We start from the raw sequence: 17,653 nt of genomic DNA on the forward strand, positions 1-17,653 counted from the left end.
GTGTTCCATGGCATTGTTCAGTAATCGCAAACGGGACAAAACCGTTGTTCCTCCGGCTGCGGATGATTCGAAAAACGCTGGCCTGGAAGCACAACCCGGGACGGCGCCGCTGATCAGCGTGATCATCCCGGTCTACAACTCGATGCCCTATCTCACCGAGCTGCTGAATTCGCTGGAGACCCAAGATCTGGCAGCTGAGAAGTTCGAAGTCATCGCAGTGAACGACGGATCTACGGACTTCGGTGATGAAATTCTTGATATCTACGCCAAGCGGAACGCCAACTTCCGCATCATCCATCAGGAAAACAGCGGCTGGCCCGGCAAACCGCGAAACGTCGGCATCGACCATGCCCGGGGCGACTACGTCTTCTTCTGCGACGCCGATGACCGCTTGGGTTCCGAAGCACTGCGGCGGATGACCAGCTACGCCACCACCCATGACCTCGACATCCTCATACCGCGGATGGTCGGAATCGGCGGGCGCCGTGTCCAGCAAGGATTCTTCGCCAAGACGCGCCCGGAGATCTCCCTCGAATTCGTGCTGGCCTCACTGTCCCCGCAGAAGATGATTCGCCGCCGGCTCATCGAGCAGCACCAGATACGCTTCCGCGAAGACAAGGTGCGCCTGGAGGACGGCATGGCGATGGTCCAGGCCTATGTGGCGGCCGAACGCATCAGCATCCTCGCCGACTACGACTACTACGAGATTCGGCTGCGCTCCGATGGGCAGAATATCAGCGTGGGGAAAATCGACCCGGCCGGCTACGTCGCTTCGCTCAGCCACATAGCCCGGACCGTACGCAACCACACCCAGCAGGATGCCGCCTATACCCGGCGCCTGATGGCAGGACTATTCACGCGCAAGGCCCTGTCCTTCTACGAAGGGCGGCGCTTCATGAAATACACGCCCGAGGCACGCCAAGCCTGGGTGGATCATCACCGCAAATACCTCGACGAGTTCATCGCCACCGACCGCGAGACGGTATTCAATCCTGCGCGGCTGGTCAAGGTCGAGCTCATCGCCCGCGGAGACCTGGCAGCTCTGGAACGCCTGGCAACCGGTGAAATCGAGGCCACCGCCAACCCCGTGGTGGAGAAGATCCGTGCCGCCGATTCCACTCTCGAGGTCGTGTTGACCTCACCGGCCGGAGCCCCGGTGCCCAAGGCCCTGCTGTTCGAAGACCGCGAGTCAAAAACAACCGTGAACGCCGAACTGGTGGCGACCGCTTCCCATACGTACGTCGCGAAGTTCGCGCACCACGCGCTGATAGCGCAGATCCCGCGCTTGGGCAATGCACTTGTCCACTACTCCGAGACGGACCGCCGCCGGATCAGCCTCCCGGAGGAAGCCGGAGAAGTGGTCCACGCCGGTGTGCGGGTCTACCGCACCGCCTACGGTTATTTGAGCGTGGATACACGAGAGGCCCAGCGGGGCTAACGCCCGCCGAGCCTCTCGGTACTACCTAGCTAAAATGGTCAGCAGATATTCTGCTGGCCATTTTTCTTATAGGCCACGGTCTCGTCCAGCACCACCGGGCCGCCGAGCAAGACATTGGTCCAGCCCTTCATGGACCGCATGGCGCTGGCCACGGAAGAGGGCATGCAGCTCTTCTTGGTCAACAACAAGGGCGCATCATTGTAAGAAGCAATCACGGCACCGGTGAGCCCGTCCCGGAAATCGTCGGCCGTGGCCACAAACTGGCGCTGCGAGCCCTTAGGCCAGAAGGTCTTGGCAATCAGCGCACTCGTGTCATAGCGCGTAGCCCCTTCGTAGCGAATCACCTTCGCGTTGGGAACCGCATTGCGTACCTGGCGTTCGGCCTTCGCGGAGATGGCGAGCGGGCCGCCGGCCAGATACACGCGCGTTGGCTTCAGGCGCTTGAGTTCGCGAATGGTTGCCGACGGAACCGAGGCTTTCTTGGTCAGCAGCATCGGGGCCTCGCGTCCGGAAGCCACGGCTGCCAGCGACATCGCGTCTTCGAATCGCTCGCCGGTGGCCAGGAACACCTGATTGGAGGTCTTCCAATTCTTGGAAATCAAGGCGCTGGTGTCGTAGAGGTCGTTGCCCCAAATTCGGGTCACCGGGCCGTAGGCCTTAATCTTCTCGACGGTACTCTCGCTGATGGCAATCGGACCGCCCAAGACGACGATGTTCTTTGGCTTCAACCGCTTCAGTTCGGCGGCCACGGAAGAGGGCAAGGAATTCTTCTGCGTCAAGAGCAGCGGCGCATTTTTCAACGAGGCAAGGGGCGAACCGGCGAGGGCGTCGGGGAAGCGTTCGCCGGAGGTGATCACCACGGTGGATGCCGAGGACGGGAAGGTGCGCTTGGAGATCGCCACCGGGGTATCGAACCAGCGGTGCCCGTAGAGGCGTACGGGCTCCAGCCGGGTAGGCCACACATCCGCATTGCCAAGATATGAGGTCACCATCCGGTAAGGGGTGCTGCGCGTGTTCTTGGCGAAGTCACGCAGCGAGGTGAGGTCCCCGTTCCACACATTGGCATCCACATTCTTTGCGCTGCCAATGAGGTTCGAATTCGATGAATACTGCCACACGCTGAAGGTCTTCCATCCTTCGGGAAGCTCACGTGGGTTCTTGGGAACGTTTGCGGTGGGGAAGACTGAAACATGCAGCGGCCAGGACTTGAAGACCTCGGAATCGCCGGTGCACTTATCCCACCAGGACTGGGCGGTGTAGATCATCGGCAGGCGTCCGGTGCTAGCCTTGATGGTGCTGCCAAAGCTCTTGATCCAGTTCACCGTCTGGGCCGGAGACATGCCGTAGCAGACATCGCCCTTGCCCTGCGGGTAGGCCTTGGCCGAGTATGGGTTCCATTCGATGTCCAGCAGCGGTGGCATGGTCTTGCCATCGGCTGACCATCCGCCACCATTGGCCAGGAACTCTTTTGCTTGCGCGGCACCCGAGGAGTGGGCCGGCATGGCGAAGTGGTAGGCGCCGCGGATGACTCCTGCGTTGCGCGAAGCGGCGTAGTTCGCATTGAACTTTGGATCTTTGAAGAGGGTGGAAGGCCAAGACTGGGTGGCCTTGATGTAGCCGAAGCGCGCACCATTCTTATAGGCCTGCGTCCAGTCGACGGTCCCTTGGTGGTGGGAGACGTCGATTCCCAATGGACCAGGCGGGCGCCAGGTGCGAAGTTCTTCGAGCGACCCCGGCACCGCGAGGTCCAGCTCTTCCTGCTGCCCGGTTTCGACGGCGACCTCTTGGGCGAGGTCGGCGAGCTCTGCCAGCGTCGGAGCGGTTGGATCCCCGGACTCATCGATTCGCTTCTGGCCTTGGCCCATGGTCGCGTCGATGAAATCTTCGCCGAGGGCATCCAGGGCCAGATCCGCCAGCGAAATACGTTCCTCCGCCGAAAGATCGGTGCGCTTGGCTAGCCCGTCTTCAATGGCCTTGGCTGCAGACCCGGCAAGGCTAGGGGCGCTTGCTGGCGTCGAAGGTTCGGGGGTATCCGGTTCTGCGGAGCCGCTCGGTGATGGCGTGGGGGAGGGCGAAGCGCTAGGGGCGGTTTCTTCGGCGGGTTGAGCCACGGCTGGTGCTGTGGCGGCCAGCGGCAAAACTAATGCCGCCCCCAGGGATAGCGCAAGCAGGCGTGTGCCTGCCCAACGGTGTTCAGGCATAAAATCTCCTGTAGGGAATGCGAGTGTGTCAGCGGTGATTCCCCACAGTCTATAAAACCGACAAACGAAAGTCGCCCTGTTCCGCGTGCGGGTCCGGGAGACTTCAGTTATTTGCCTTGGTTTGCGTTCTCCGCGTCAACGGCAACCGGGCGAATGGTTTTGGGGACCAGCAACCACGCGACCACGCCGACGAGGCAAGCGGCCCCCGAAGCGCTCAAGGCCACCTGGTAGCTGATGGCATCCGCCATGGCCCCGGCGATCAGCGGGCCGATAATCGCCCCAAGGTCCGTGAACATCTGGAATCCGGCCAGCGCCTTGCCGCCGTTGCGTCCCGAGCCAATGACGTCTGCCACGGCCGCCTGCTGGGCTGGGCCCAAGATGCCGCCGCCGAAACCAGCCAAGACCGAGAGGATGATGAACCCGGTCAGCGAGGTGAAGTAGCCCATGGCCACAATGGAGCCGAGCAGCACCGTCATACCGACCAGGATCGGGATCTTTCGTCCGATTCGATCCGTGAGCTTGCCCGAGAAGATCAGCGCGATTCCGTTGCCGACGGCGAAGATGGCCAGCGAGATGCCGGCGACCTTCGGGCCGAGGTCCTCGCCGAAGACCGCCAGCGCGAAGAGCGGAATCATGCTGGTGCGAATGCCAAAAGCCAGCCATCCATAGCTGAAGCCCGAGGCCAGGGCCGCCCGGTAGGCCGGTGAACTCAAGGCTTCGCGGGTGGTGACCACCTCCACCGCGGAGGCGGCGCCGTTCTTTGCCGGGTCCTTGTCCAGGTCACGCCGGCGGCCCAGCGCGAAATAGACGACGGCCGCGGCGATCACCAGGGCGGTGCCGTAGATGACGAAGGGGATGCGCATGCCAAAGGGTGCCAAGAGGCTGCCCAGCACCGGGCCGATCACGTTGCCGAGCAAGAAGGAACCGGCATACATGCCCGAGATCCGGCCGCGCGATTCCTGCGGTGCCAGACGGGCAATGAGCGCCATGGCCGAGATGGTGAACATGGTGGAGCCGAAGCCGCCGAGCCCGCGCGCGATCAGCAGCTGCGTGTAATCCTGGACCACCGCGCACAGCAGCGTGGAGACCGCAACCAGCAGGACGCCGGTGACGTAGATGCGTGGTTCGCCCAGCTTGCCTACCAGCACGCCCGCGACCGGGGCGAAGATCAGCCGGGTAAAGGCAAAGATGCTGACGATCACGCTGGCGGCGGCCGCGCCGACATCAAAGCTCACCGCATACTGCGGCAAGATCGGTGCAATGAGCCCGAAGCCCAAGGCAATGATGAAGGCTGCGACCAAGAGGATCCCGATTTCACGGGGGATGGGCGGACGTGGCTTAGACGAACGTTGACGTGGCATTGTGACCGGTTCCAAACTGTCATCGCGACAGCGTGGTGTGACCTTTCTTGAGGACAATGAAAACTGCTGGCGGTAAGGCCACAGCAAGTCTATGCCGTCTTGGCGAAGCGGCGTCCAACTGGTGACCGAAGACTCGTGCGAGGTCTAAGCGCCTCGGCTTGGCAAGACTATGAGAGAATTTCACTCGTGACCGATCAGCTATTAATTACCATTATCATTGTCGCGGTCATCGCCGTGGTGGCCATAGGTGTCATCGCGTTCGTGGCCAAGGGGCGCAAGCCCAAGACTCCATACACTTCCGAGCGCGACGCCGACGATACGCCAACCAGCGCGTCCTCAGCCGAGCCAGGCGATACCCCAGCAGCGGGGCAGAGCCCGGCTGGCGCAGTACTGACCGAAGAACCTCCCGTCGAGCCGGCGGCTCCCGCCGCCCCGGCACTGGATGTTCCGGAGCCGGTGCAGGGACGTCTGGCGCGCTTGCGCGCTCGCCTGACCAAGTCGAACAACATGTTCTCCAAGGGCCTGCTGGCCCTGCTCAGCCAGGACTCGATTGATGAGGACGTCTGGGAAGAGATCGAAGAGACCCTGCTGCTGGCGGATCTCGGCACCGAACCAGCTCTCGAACTCGTGGACGCCCTGCGCGAGCGAGTGAAGGTTGAAGGCAGCCGCGACCCGCAGCGGGTGAAGGCAATGCTCCGTGAAGAGCTGCTCAAGCTGGTGGACCCAACTCTGGACCGCAGCTACCTGCCTGCTCCGCATCCGGACCGTCCAAGCATCATCATGGTGGTTGGCGTCAACGGTGTCGGCAAGACGACCACCATCGGCAAGCTCGCCCGCGTGCTGGTTGCCGAGGACAAGGACGTGTTGCTCGGAGCCGCGGATACCTTCCGTGCCGCAGCCGCAGAGCAACTGGCTACCTGGGGCGACCGGGTCGGAGTGCCCACCGTGCGTTCGGAGATCGACGGGGCGGATCCGGCATCCGTAGCCTTCGAAGCGGTCTCGGCCGGCATCGACCAGGAAGTGGACATCGTCATGATCGACACCGCCGGGCGCCTGCAGAACAAGGTCGGCCTGATGGACGAGCTTGGCAAAATCAAGCGCGTGGTCGAAAAGAAGGCAACCATCGATGAGGTGCTGCTCGTCTTGGACGCCACCACCGGGCAGAACGGCTTGGCCCAGGCCAAGGTGTTCTCCGAGGTCGTCAACGTCAACGGCATCGTGCTGACCAAGCTTGACGGCACCGCCAAGGGCGGCATCGTCGTGGCCATCCAGCGCCAGCTCGGTGTTCCGGTGAAGCTCGTGGGTCTGGGCGAGGGCCCGGATGATCTGGCGCCCTTTGATCCAGAAGCATTTGTGGACGCATTGCTCGAAGACTAATCTTCGAAATCCGGCAAGAGGCACCTGGCCCTGTGCTTCCGTACAGGGCCAGGTGTCTCTTGCATTAACCGGCGAGGGATACTTCAACAGAAGCCAGAGCTCGAGGTATCGCCTCGGCGCCTGGTGATTTCGCGAGCGAAGGCCACCGATCCGCTGGCCGGGGAGAAGATCTGCTTGATTTCGAATGGCAGGTGGCCAAGAACGCCGACGAGGCTGGAAAGCCCGCCGCCGAGTGTGGGCAAGCGTCTTCGTGTGAACTCGCGGCCTCCAAGATCCAGACTATTGGAGATGTGGCACCAGTGGAGGTGCGGGCATCAGCTCGAATCCGTACGCGGAGCCATCTTCCAATTCTGCAGCAGTGCAACCTCGGAAGCCATTGCTGGGTGTTCTTGCGAGGTGCCGCACGCGGTGTGCCATGCGCGGCCGGAGTCAGATCCAGTAGGCAGCTGGTGAGCAATTGCGCGTTTAGCAAGCGGCAACTGCCGGTGCTGCCAGGCATGCTTGCGCACCGCGGGACCTTTTTGGCCCGCAGCTAATAGGAGTTTCCTGAGCCTTGGGTCACAATGCCATCGATGCAGATGGGCAAGAACCCCCTTGAATGCACCGATGGGTAGGGAAGTTTATATATAGATGCAGATCAAGCCGCTCCCGCGTCAAGCTAAGATTAGGTAACTGTTCAGTCTTTGTTCAGCTTAGATCGATAGACATGAAAAGCAGGCCTCGATTATTCGAGGCCGTTTCTACGTTGGCAAGCCGCGCATACCCGTCTTGCCTTGCGAATCTATCCCCGGACAAAGGATCCCGCCGCACGTGAGCCTGCAGCAAACCAAGACTGTCGCGTCCGCGCCACAACCCAAACCGGCGGTTTTTCGTGGGGACATCCAAGGGCTGCGTGCCATTGCGGTGGGAATCGTGGTGCTCTATCATTTCTGGCCCACCGCCCTGCCCGGCGGATTTGTCGGGGTCGACGTCTTCTTCGTGATCTCCGGATTCTTGATCACCACGCACCTGATCAAACGCCCACCGCAGAACATCAAGGACGTAGCGCAATTCTGGATGCGCCGCGTCAAGCGCCTGCTGCCCGCCTCATTTCTGGTGATCCTCAGTGCCCTCGTCGGAGTTTGGCTGCTGGCACCGATCACCCTCTGGCAGGACTGGGGATTCCAGGCCATCGCGGCCACCTTCTATTTCCAGAACTGGTACCTGGCCACCTCCAAGGTCGACTATCTCGCCGAGGCGGATTCTCCAAGCCCCTTCCAGCACTTCTGGTCCCTCTCGGGCGAAGAGCAGTTCTATCTGGTCTGGCCGATTCTCATTGGCGTGCTGATCATGGCGGCCGTGCGCTTGGGATGGAACCGGCGCAACGTTGCCTTGGCCGGCGTCGGGCTGATCTTCGCCTTGTCCCTGGGGTATTCCATGTACGCTACGGCCAATGATGCGGGCACCGCCTACTTCTCGACCTTCACCCGTGCCTGGGAATTTGCCGCAGGCGCGTTGGTCGCTGCGTTGGGCAAGCGAGCCTACGCCGCAAAGAATAGCGTGCTGAGTATGCTGGCCACCTGGGTGGGGCTAGCGGCCATCGTGTTCAGTGCGCTGAGCTTCGACGGCGAGATGCCTTTCCCCGGATACATTGCACTCCTTCCGGTCCTTGGCACCGCTCTGCTGCTGCTAGCTCATTCGACACACAAGTGGTCTCCGAACAAGTTGCTGGCAAACCGCTTCATGGGTTTCTTCGGCGATAATTCCTACGCCATCTACCTGTGGCACTGGCCGATACTGATCCTTGCCCCCTACGTGGTGGCAGACTTCGGAGTCGCGGCCCAGCTCGGTGCGCTGGCTCTGACCTTGGTGCTGTCGGTGCTCACGCAGAAGCTCGTGGAAGTCCGCTTCCGCAAGTTCATCGAGGTATCCAAGCATTTCAGCGCTCCGCGCTTCTTGCTTGCAGGCTCCGCGACCTTGGCCTTGGCCGCCGGCGCGTTCTATTCGATGAGCGGCGCCATCATGGAGGAGTCCAAGGACATCTCCGCGTCCGTCAAGCGGGTTAGCGCCCAAGTCGGCGTCGATTGCTTTGCGTCCAACGGGCTGACGGATGATTGCGTGGCCAAAAAGGGCATTCCGGACAGATATCAGCAACTGGCTCCGGCGCCCATCATGGCCAAGGAGGACAAGCCCGATATCTACAAGGACGACTGCTTCGCCGGCCAAGGTGACAACTACGCCGAGCGTCCCGTGTGCAGCTTCGGCGAAGGGAAAATCAAGGTTGCTCTCGTCGGCAACTCGCATGCTGGGCAGTGGGTTCCTGCGCTGAAGTCCATTGCAGAAAAACGCGGTTGGGCGCTAGACACCTACCTGATCAGTCGCTGCGCAGTGATGGGCGAGCCGCAGGACTATGACGAGCAAGCCTCCATTGATGGCTGCACTGAGTACGCCGGGTGGGTTACCAGTGAGATTGAGAAAAAGGACTACGACTTGGTCATCTCATCGAGTCGACAGTCGTTGCCGGTTGTCGGGGAAGATCTGGAAGGCTCCGCAGGGCCAGCAAGAAAAGCATTCGAAAAGACCCTGCGTGAGTGGGAGAATACCGGAGCGCAGGTCGCGGTCATCCGTGATACCCCATTCCCCGGAAGCACCATGGATAACCTGCCCGATTGCGTAGCCGAAAATGAGCAACGCTTGGGCGAATGCAGCGGTGCGGCCGAAGAATGGATTCCCATGGATCCACAGGTCGATGCGGTGAATTCTCTGGACGATCCGAATATCGTCTCGCTGAGCATGAATGACAAATTCTGCCGGGACGAGTTGTGCCGCGGCGTTGTTGGCGGGGTGATCGCCTTTTGGGATCACTCTCATCTGTCGCAGACCATGGCCGCGCACCTGGCCAAACCACTGGATGCCCGACTGAAATCGGTGCTCGACAACGACAAGCTGTTCGCCTCGTCCTAAGGGTAAATGCAACCCAGCGCCTCGTCAGTACGGTTCGGCGGCAGGCAATCGAATAAAGCTGTGGGGCACGTTTCGTCGGCGAAACGTGCCCCACAGCCATGCCGCGCCCAGTGCTTGCCCAGCGGTACCTGCGGACCGGCCCCGTTGCGCGGCCGGCCGCGTAGGAATTTGGCAAGTGAACTGCTTGCAAGGATGAACAAATTACAAACAATCGATAAAAAGCTTGCGGGCATCACCGGACTTTCTATTGCTCGGAATCGTGACAGATTCCGGTGGGTAATCGATGGTTAGAAAATCGGTTCCTAGGTGGGCGATGGGCCGAGCGCGCTTTCCAATGCGCAAGCAACCTAAACTCGGCCAACGATTGATGGCAATCGTTGGCTTCCTCGCGTTGGCGGCGCCGCTGTCGCTGGCACCCCCGGCACTTGGCCTAGCGCCGGTCGACTCCGTACCGCTTCAAGCCGCCGGGCAGGAATCCGAGCAAATAGCACCGGTGAAGGACCGGAAGAAAGCCAGCGCGGCCAGCACCACGGTCAACCTGAAGCTGCGTGAGCGCCCCGAGACTAGTTCCGCATCCCTGGGCACCATGGCCAAGGGAACCGTCGTGAGCCTCACCGGCAAAGAGCAGGGCAACTGGAGCCAGCTCACCTGGGGATCAAAGACCGGTTGGTCTGCCACCCGGTACCTGAACACCGGCGGCGAAGCCCAGCAGGAGCCCCAAAGCCTGTTGCGCGGCAAGCCGGCGTCCACGCAATTTCGCTACGTGCAGCAAAGCGGCGCCACCTACTCGCACTGGAACCCGAAGAAATTCACGGTCCTCGGGCGCATCCACCTCGGTGAAAGGTACGAGATGCGCCGCTGGGCTGCCAGCAGCCGGCGCGACGAAATCCTGGTTGACGGCCAATGGGTTTGGACCTCGGTGACGGATCGCCAACGAGTGGACCTGCAATACCGCTATACGCAAAGCACCGGTCCGGTCTACACCGCAAGCGGCAAGGCCACCGGAACCATCCGCCGCGGGACCAAGGCTCAGTGGGGGACCTGGAACGCCAAAAACCGCCGCAACGAGGTCAAGGTCAACGGCAAATGGGTCTGGACCGACGTGCACAACCGCCACAAACCCGCAGGCATGCTCCCGCCGGTCAGCAACGTTTCCGACTACGCCCGCTTCACCACAAGATCGCTTTCCGGCTTCATCAAGAAAAAGGACAACCTGCGACTGCATTCGCCCTACTCGGTGGCGGCCTACGGGACGTTGCGCACGGGCCAATCCGCCTATAACGTCATGGGTGGATTCCAGCAGAAGGCGATGAATCAGCGATTCCACCGGTCATCGCTCTACCAGTTCTGGGACCGGAACTGGACGTTCTTGACCAACGGACCCAAGACGGTGGCGGCCGAACAGTTCCAGTATTCGGATGCCAAGGGACCGGGCATGCTCAGGAAACTGGATATCTACGAAAGCCAGCTGCGCTACCAGGGCAGGCCCATGTACACGCGGCAAAACGTGCGACTGATCGATGGCTCGCAGTCCTGGACCTATAAGACGACCGCCTTCTCCGAAAAAGTTGTCAAGAATTCGGGCCGATACATCTCCTCCGGCGACTTCTTGAAGCGCTCCTAGGCACAGGCCAATACCTCATGAGCATCCCGGCGAAGTGGAAACTGGAGAACCCAATGATTGTCCGCAGGAATCCAAAAAAACTAGCGTTCGCCGCCGCGACGGCACTGATCGCGCTGGGCGGCGCGGGCCTGACCGGGTGCGCTTCCACGGCCGAAGCCGAGACGACCGGCAACGAGCTGGCGGAGCAACTAGCCGACGTGGCGAAAACCGATCCGCAGACCGGGGAAAAGGTCATGGTCGATTCCCAATCCCAGGACGTCAAGGCCCTGGGCGAAGCGGGGAAGCTGACCGTTGCGGGGGAAACCCAACCCCCATTCGAGATCACCGTGCACAGCGTGGAGGTTTTGGACTCCTGCATCCTGCGTGGCTACGGGGAAAGGATCACGCCGGAAAACGGTGCCTTCCTGCTGCTTGACGTCAGCGCCAGCCTTGCCGCCTCGGCCGCGGAGGCCGTCGCAGAAGAGATCGCGCTGATGCCGCTGGACGCCTCCGTCTTCGGCACCTCGCCCGGGGCGAACCGTGCGGTGTCCTACGACGCGGACACGATCGCCGCCTACTCCTGCGAGGTGGATGGTGCGCTGGATATCGCGGTGGGTGCCGGTGACCAGGTGCGCGGCAAGCTGGTGCTGGACGTCCCCGATGCCTCCGGGCAGGTGATTTACGATCCGGAGAAAACCGGAGGCTGGACCTGGAACTACTAGCGAAGCGGCGCTGCGCGCACCGCGCTTGCGAAGGATCGGTTGCCGCTGATCTCCCTGCGCATCTAGATTCCCTCCGGAATTGGGCATACCCTTGAGTCCTGCAAGGAATTCGTGCTTTGGGGGGACCGAATTTTTGTGAATCGCCGTCATCATGCAACCCACTTTTTGCCCAGGCGCAAAATTGTCCAGCGAAGAAAATCGTTGGCTGTCTGGAGCACTTCCGCGCTGTCCGCGGTCACCCTCACCGGCGCGTTGGCCTGGCCGCTGCTCGCGCTGCCGTCCGAAAACCGCTCCGGAACGAGCGCAACGGCACTGGCTGCGCTGGATGGCGGAACCCTGGAGAGCTACCCGATAGCGGTCAGCGAGTATGCGCCGCTGGCGGCCTTCGGGGGATCGGGCAAGGAATTGGCCATCGACGGGCGTCCCGTTGACCTGCCGCTGCTGGTCCCCGATGAGTTGGGTGCACCGTCCGGCCCCGCGGCGGCCATCGGCCAGAACCCGCCGCGAGGTTCGGAAGGCTCCGCGCAGCGGGCATTGCTGCTCGGGACGGTGGGCTCCGTGGGCCAGCTGCCGGGCAACCTGCAGCTCATGCATCCGGTGGCCACCCGGCGCATCTCAAGCCCCTACGGGTGGCGGGCCAACCCCACCGGGGCCGGCCACCAGATCCATATCGGACAGGACTACCCCATTGCCTGCGGCTCACCGGTGCACGCCAGCGAGTCGGGCACCGTGAGCGTCTCGCGCTGGGCCGGGCATTCGGGGATGCGCGTGACACTGGAGCACGGGCACAACGTGCAGACCGGCTACAGCCACAATTCGAAGCTGCTGGTCGCCTTGGGGCAGCGGGTGCAGCAAGGCGAGGTGATCGCCTTGTCCGGAACCACCGGCAATTCAACCGGCTGCCACGTGCACTTCGAGGTGCTGGTCAACGGCCGCTGGAGCGACCCGCGGTTGTATCTGCCGAGGATCCCCGGCCAGGGGCCGGCACTGATCGACTCGACGCGGCTGACGGTGGACGCGCGGAGAGCACCCAAAGGCCAACCGGAGCGCCCTTCGAGGAAAGAGCAGAATCCGGATGTGGTCGTCCCGAAGGACGATACACCGGTGGTGCCGGAACCTGCCCCGGACCCAACACCGAAGAAGACACCTGCGCCCTCGGCATCGCCAACGGCAAAGCCATCGACCAAACCTACGGAAAAGCCCTCGAAATCCCCGACGGCAAAACCGACGCAGCTCTCGACGGACGAACCTTCGCCGACGCCTTCGAAGTCTCCGACGGCCAAGCCGTCATCCTCACCCTCGCCGTCGCCAAGCCCGAGCGAAGAGCCGGAGCCGAGCGAAAGCACCAGCGGCTCACCAACCTTGGCGCCCTCGCCTACGCCAAAGCCGAGCAAGTCGCCGGAACCCACCACGGCACCGACGGCGCCGCAGTCTCCGAGCAATTCACCCACGCCAAGCATCACACCGTCCGCCAGCACCAAGCCGATCCAGTCCCCAGAACAGTCCCCGGACGCCCCGCTCGGCCCCAGCGCCAGCCCAACGCTGCCCAAGCTGCCGGAGCCCAGCGCCAAGGTGCCCCCGGATTTGGAAGAATCCAAGGAGCTAAGCTCCCCGGCCCAAGAGAAGTCCACGAAGCCGCCGGAGGCCCAAGCCACCGGCGAATGACCTGGCCTCAGCGCGACCTTCCCCCGGCCTGCAATGGGGTATTCGGCCCGTGCCTGAACGCGGAGACGCTGGGTTCCCCGGGCAGCCAGAAGCGCCACGGGAATTCGGGACCGCCTGCGCTTCCCGCCACGCCGACCCGCGGACCGGTGGACATCTGGGCGGGAGGCTGCGGGGGATCGCTAAGCGTGAACGGGGCGGCGAATAGATCACGGCCATCGTGCTCGGGGCGTGTAATTCCCAGCGCTTGGGCCGCATTCCCGGGCCCGCGGGCCAGCTGGGCATCCTCGATGTCCCTGCCCGTTCTCCGTGCCAGCCTGCGGGTCCGCGCCAGATCCGCGCCTTCGACTACCGCGCCTGCCCTGAGCAGCACCCCGGAGGCAATGCCGGCCGGGGAACAGACGAAGTTGATCGCAAAATGCATTCCGTAGCTGAAATACACGTACGCGTGCCCGGGGCCCAAGAACATCGAAGAGTTTCGCTCGGTGCGCCGATCCCTGGAATGGCTGCCCGGGTCATAGGGGCCGGCGCTGCCCAGGCCCATATAGGCTTCGACCTCGGTGATGCGCAGGGACACGGTCCCCTCGGGCGAATCCACCGAGAATAGCGCCCCGAGCAGTTTCGGCGCGACCTGCAGCGCATCTGGGATGAAAAGATCTCGGTCCATCAGTCAAGTATGCCAAGCACCGCTTAACTGTCGGTAGCCGATGTGATGATGCCTGTTACCGGACGCATGGGGCGTCCGGTAACTCGCACCAACGAATGGATGACAATGAAAAAGCTCATGGCCGTTCCGGCCATTTTCCTCGCCCTGCTGTTTGCCCTGACCGCCTGCGGAGTCTCCGCAGCTGAGTTCGAGGAGGTCCAGGCTTCTTCTGCCGCGCTGGATAGCGAAAAGCAGGAACTCCAAGCGCAGCTCGAGGCCGTCAGCGCCGAGCTGGACGCTGTGGAAGCCGAGGCCAAGAAACTGCGTGAAGCAGAAGAGCAGCGCCAAGCCGAGGCGAAAGCCCAAGAAGAACGTAAGGCCAAGGAAAAGGCCGAGAAGGAAGAGGAGAAAGCCAAGCAGGAAGCGGCGAAAAAGGCGGAAAAGGAGAAGGCCAACAAGGCCAAGAAGATCTCCAAGCGTGAACTGGCGCAGATCGTGAAGAAGCCGGACTCCTATGTCGATAAGAACGTCATTATCTTCGCCCGTGTCACGCAATTCGATGCGGCCACCGGGCTGTGTTCCTTCCGGGCCAACGTCGCTCACGCACATGTGGGCAAGTACGACTTCGAGCACAATTCATACTTCACGGCCGGTGACGGGATCACCGACTGCTCCATCCTCGATGATGTGCTGGCAGATGACATAGTTCAGGTCACCGCGACGGTCTCCGGTGCGCTGACCTATGACACGCAGATCGGCGGGTCCACCACCGTTCCCCAGTTCCAGGTCATCAAGATCAAACGACTCTGAGCAAACCAGGGACTCATTCTTCGGCCCGGCAGCCACTACGCGCGACTGCCGGGCCGAACTGCGCGCATAAGAACTGCGAAACCTGCCGGAAACACCGAAGAGAACTGAACGTCACGCGAACCGGTCAAATGTCACATCCCCGAAACCAAAGGTGGAGGCCCGCGAAATATCGGTGGCCAAGAATTAGTACTTGAAAGAATTCGATTCACTCACCGATACACCTAACACCTTTGAGGAGATGTGGACCCCATGGAGTTAGATACAGCCAGCCTATGGATAATGATCGCCGCAGCGCTTGTTCTACTCATGACACCGGCACTGGGCCTGTTCTACGGCGGAATGACCCGCTCTACCGGCGTGGTCAATATGATGCTGATGAGCTTCTCGGCGGCCGCGCTCAGCGCGATCGTCTGGATTCTCTGGGGCTATTCGCTCTCCGCCGGGGAGCCGGCGATCGCCGGGGTCATCGGCAACCCGTTCAGCGACATCGCCATGCAGAACACCGAACCCAGTGGCTTGCTCGCGGCCGGATTCTCCGGCACCTTCGCGCTGATCTCGGTGGCGATTATCTCCGGCGCCATCGCGGACCGCAGCCGTTTCGCACCGTGGCTGCTCTTCGTGCCGCTGTGGGTCTCGCTGGTCTACGCACCGGTGGCCTTCTGGATCTGGGGCGGCGGGCTGCTCTCCGAGGATGGCGTTCTCGGCCAGCTCTTCGGTGAAGCCATCGACTTCGCCGGCGGCGCCGTGGTCCACACCAACGCAGGTATCGCAGCTCTTGTCCTGGCTTTGAAGCTCGGCCAGCGCCACAACTTCCACGACCGTCCCCAGCCGCATAACACCCCGCTGGTGATGCTGGGCGCCGCACTGCTCTGGTTCGGCTGGTTCGGCTTCAACGCCGGTGCCGCCACCACCATCGAGCAGGCCGGCCTGATCTGGATCAACACCATGGGTGCTCCGGCCGCCGCGGTGCTTGGCTGGATCCTGGTTGAGAAGCTGCGCGGACAGCGCCCAAGCTCGGTAGGCGTCGCCTCCGGCCTGGTCGCCGGCTTGGTCGCGATCACGCCATCCTGCGCCGACCTGTCCCCATGGGCGGCCCTGCTGCTCGGACTGATTGCCGGTGCCGGTGCCGCCTGGGCGGTCAACTTGAAGTGGAAGCTCGGCTACGACGATTCGCTCGACGTGGTGGGCGTCCACCTGGTCGCCGGAATCATCGGCACCCTGTACCTGGGCTTCTTCGCACTGCCCACCGAGGAGAACGCCGGCGGCCTGTTCTACGGCGGCGGACTGAGCCAGCTGCTTGCGCAGTTCATGACGCTGCTCGTCGTGATCGTGTTCTCGGCGGCCATGACCTGGATCATTGCCACGGTCATCGACAAGATCGCCCCGTGGCGCGTCTCGGCCGAAACCGAGATCGAAGGCATCGACGTCTCCGAGCACAACGAAAGCGGGTACCACTGGGTCAGCAAATAGCAATGAGGGATTAATAAGGGGTAGAACTCCGGGGCGACCCGGCAGTTCCGCAGGAAGCCTGCCAATGGTTCATGGGGCCATCGGCAGGCTTCCTCTGCGTTTGCCGCAACCTGTCCGCGGCCTGTGGCCGGCCGCTCCTGGCTAGCTGCGTAAGTTGCGCATCGCGGCCGGCATCAATCAAGGCTTCTGCGTTCCGCTGCCGTCCACCCCGAAATCCATATTCCGGCGTTCGTATTCGCGCTGGCTGAAGGTCGCTTGCTGGATCGATTCGACCTGGTCGAAACTCGACCCGATGGCCCCGCCCAGGGTTCCCAGCGACGCCGCCAGCCAGGCAAGGTTGACGTACTCGGCGAAGCCCACGGGGTGGCGCAACTGGTAGGAGAGGAATCCGTGATCGATGACCACCAGCGAACCGAGCAAGAGCGCAATGAAGAGCAGAAGGTACATTGCGGCTGCCGCCAGCATCACGGTCAGCACCGTAGAGGTGTTGTAGAGCACCAGCCGCTCGCGGTAGTGCTTTCCGCGCGGACGTTCCCAGAGCCTGTTGTGGAAGAGCAGCCACAGCCCCAACAGCAGGATGCTGACAACGGTAATCAGCGCCAGGCGGAGGCTGCTGAGGTAGTCGGCCATGGACCAGATGCTGGTATAGAACACGCCGAAGGCACCGGTGGCCGCCGCCCCGGCGAGGGCCGAGGACAACTGGGGGACCAGCCGCCAGGGCCTGTTGCTGCGCACCATTCCGAAGACCAGGAAAATCCGCCCACGCAGACCCTTGAGGCTGACGTATCTTGTTGATGAGCGGCCGTCTTCGCTCGGCTCGTCCAGGCTTCCGCTTACCGAGAAGGCGCGTGCCGACAGGGACGTCGGCATCATCGGCTTCCGATCGCCGGCCAGTTCGCCCATGATGTCAACCAACGCGCTGGTGAGATTGCGCGGGCGGGCCATCCCCAGGCTCGGCACCACCAGCGTCGCGGCCCCGTGGAGCTGGCTGATGCTTCGACCCACCGGCTTGCCTTGGCCGTATTGCGGGATATCGGTGAGGTAGATGATGTACTCCCAGCCGAACTTCTCGCGCAGCGCACCGACGTGCCGATTGAGCATCACTTGCCCGGATTCATCCAGCGGCAGCGTGAGCGGGCCGACCTTGACCGACCAGCGGACTTGATCCTGATCCTCGCTATTCAATGCGTTTTCCAAGCGTTCGCGCACCTTGCCTGCCAGCACCTGAGCGATCCCCGGGTCGGCAAGCAATCCCACGGTGCGCACGGCGGGCTGTTGCTTTGGAATGATGGACCTCCGAAGTGCGGCACGGTATTTTTCGGCGGCGGCTGCCACTATGCCCACTCTATGAACCGCAGTGTCGATCGCCAAGCAATCTCAGTCTTTTTGGAGAATCAAGCCAGCGCAGAGCCAGAAAGTC

13 protein-coding genes are annotated in these 17,653 nt (G+C 62.3%); 8 read left to right on the forward strand and 5 right to left on the reverse strand.

Features of this window, described 5'->3' with window-relative positions:
• Window positions 1-7: 7 nt before the first annotated feature.
• The gene (locus ACT3UQ_RS04810) at window positions 8-1,438 is read left to right on the forward strand and encodes a glycosyltransferase family 2 protein (protein ID WP_444636558.1); all 1,431 of its coding nucleotides are present in this window, start codon (window positions 8-10) and stop codon (window positions 1,436-1,438) included.
• 38 nt (window positions 1,439-1,476) lie between these two features.
• Here the strand turns inward: ACT3UQ_RS04810 and ACT3UQ_RS04815 are convergent, their stop codons facing one another.
• Both ACT3UQ_RS04815 and ACT3UQ_RS04820 read right to left on the reverse strand, forming a co-directional pair.
• Entirely contained in the window at window positions 1,477-3,639 is a 2,163-nt protein-coding gene (locus tag ACT3UQ_RS04815) for a cell wall-binding repeat-containing protein (protein ID WP_444636559.1), read from the reverse strand.
• Between the two features lie 107 nt (window positions 3,640-3,746).
• Window positions 3,747-5,000, reverse strand: a complete 1,254-nt coding sequence (locus tag ACT3UQ_RS04820) for an MFS transporter (protein ID WP_181148275.1) — start codon at window positions 4,998-5,000, stop codon at window positions 3,747-3,749.
• A 186-nt stretch (window positions 5,001-5,186) separates the two neighbouring features.
• Here ACT3UQ_RS04820 and ftsY point away from each other — a divergent pair, with 186 nt between their 5' ends.
• Window positions 5,187-6,377: a signal recognition particle-docking protein FtsY gene (gene ftsY, locus ACT3UQ_RS04825; RefSeq protein ID WP_444636560.1), complete on the forward strand. Its 1,191-nt coding sequence runs from the start codon at window positions 5,187-5,189 to the stop codon at window positions 6,375-6,377.
• Between the two features lie 83 nt (window positions 6,378-6,460).
• On the opposite strand, the gene ACT3UQ_RS04830 is transcribed toward ftsY, so the two are convergent.
• Window positions 6,461-6,619 (reverse strand): hypothetical protein, encoded by a 159-nt coding sequence (locus tag ACT3UQ_RS04830; protein WP_181150328.1) that lies wholly within the window; start codon window positions 6,617-6,619, stop codon window positions 6,461-6,463.
• A 568-nt stretch (window positions 6,620-7,187) separates the two neighbouring features.
• Here ACT3UQ_RS04830 and ACT3UQ_RS04835 point away from each other — a divergent pair.
• From ACT3UQ_RS04835 to ACT3UQ_RS04850, 4 genes are all read left to right on the forward strand, one after another.
• Entirely contained in the window at window positions 7,188-9,320 is a 2,133-nt protein-coding gene (locus tag ACT3UQ_RS04835; protein WP_444636561.1) for an acyltransferase family protein, read from the forward strand.
• 334 nt (window positions 9,321-9,654) lie between these two features.
• The gene (locus tag ACT3UQ_RS04840; RefSeq protein WP_444636562.1) at window positions 9,655-10,944 is read left to right on the forward strand and encodes an SH3 domain-containing protein; all 1,290 of its coding nucleotides are present in this window, start codon (window positions 9,655-9,657) and stop codon (window positions 10,942-10,944) included.
• 17 nt (window positions 10,945-10,961) lie between these two features.
• Window positions 10,962-11,645 carry a hypothetical protein gene (locus ACT3UQ_RS04845; RefSeq protein WP_444636563.1) on the forward strand — a complete coding sequence of 228 codons (684 nt, stop codon included), beginning with the start codon at window positions 10,962-10,964 and terminating at the stop codon, window positions 11,643-11,645.
• A 201-nt stretch (window positions 11,646-11,846) separates the two neighbouring features.
• Window positions 11,847-13,310 carry a peptidoglycan DD-metalloendopeptidase family protein gene (locus tag ACT3UQ_RS04850; protein WP_444636564.1) on the forward strand — a complete coding sequence of 488 codons (1,464 nt, stop codon included), beginning with the start codon at window positions 11,847-11,849 and terminating at the stop codon, window positions 13,308-13,310.
• Between the two features lie 7 nt (window positions 13,311-13,317).
• Here ACT3UQ_RS04850 and ACT3UQ_RS04855 read toward each other — a convergent pair whose 3' ends face one another.
• Window positions 13,318-13,974, reverse strand: a complete 657-nt coding sequence (locus ACT3UQ_RS04855) for a DNA-3-methyladenine glycosylase (protein ID WP_444636565.1) — start codon at window positions 13,972-13,974, stop codon at window positions 13,318-13,320.
• Between the two features lie 105 nt (window positions 13,975-14,079).
• Here ACT3UQ_RS04855 and ACT3UQ_RS04860 point away from each other — a divergent pair, with 105 nt between their 5' ends.
• Both ACT3UQ_RS04860 and ACT3UQ_RS04865 read left to right on the forward strand, forming a co-directional pair.
• Window positions 14,080-14,763 carry a hypothetical protein gene (locus ACT3UQ_RS04860; protein ID WP_444636566.1) on the forward strand — a complete coding sequence of 228 codons (684 nt, stop codon included), beginning with the start codon at window positions 14,080-14,082 and terminating at the stop codon, window positions 14,761-14,763.
• Window positions 14,764-15,012: 249 nt separating this feature from the next.
• On the forward strand, window positions 15,013-16,233 hold the full coding sequence (locus ACT3UQ_RS04865) for an ammonium transporter (RefSeq protein WP_105554607.1): 1,221 nt from the start codon (window positions 15,013-15,015) through the stop codon (window positions 16,231-16,233).
• 177 nt (window positions 16,234-16,410) lie between these two features.
• Here the strand turns inward: ACT3UQ_RS04865 and ACT3UQ_RS04870 are convergent, their stop codons facing one another.
• On the reverse strand, window positions 16,411-17,568 hold the full coding sequence (locus ACT3UQ_RS04870; protein WP_444636567.1) for a hypothetical protein: 1,158 nt from the start codon (window positions 17,566-17,568) through the stop codon (window positions 16,411-16,413).
• Window positions 17,569-17,653 lie beyond the last annotated feature (85 nt).

Origin of the sequence: Glutamicibacter sp. AOP12-B1-11 (genome assembly GCF_052379245.1) — a bacterium.
Taxonomy (GTDB): domain Bacteria; phylum Actinomycetota; class Actinomycetes; order Actinomycetales; family Micrococcaceae; genus Glutamicibacter.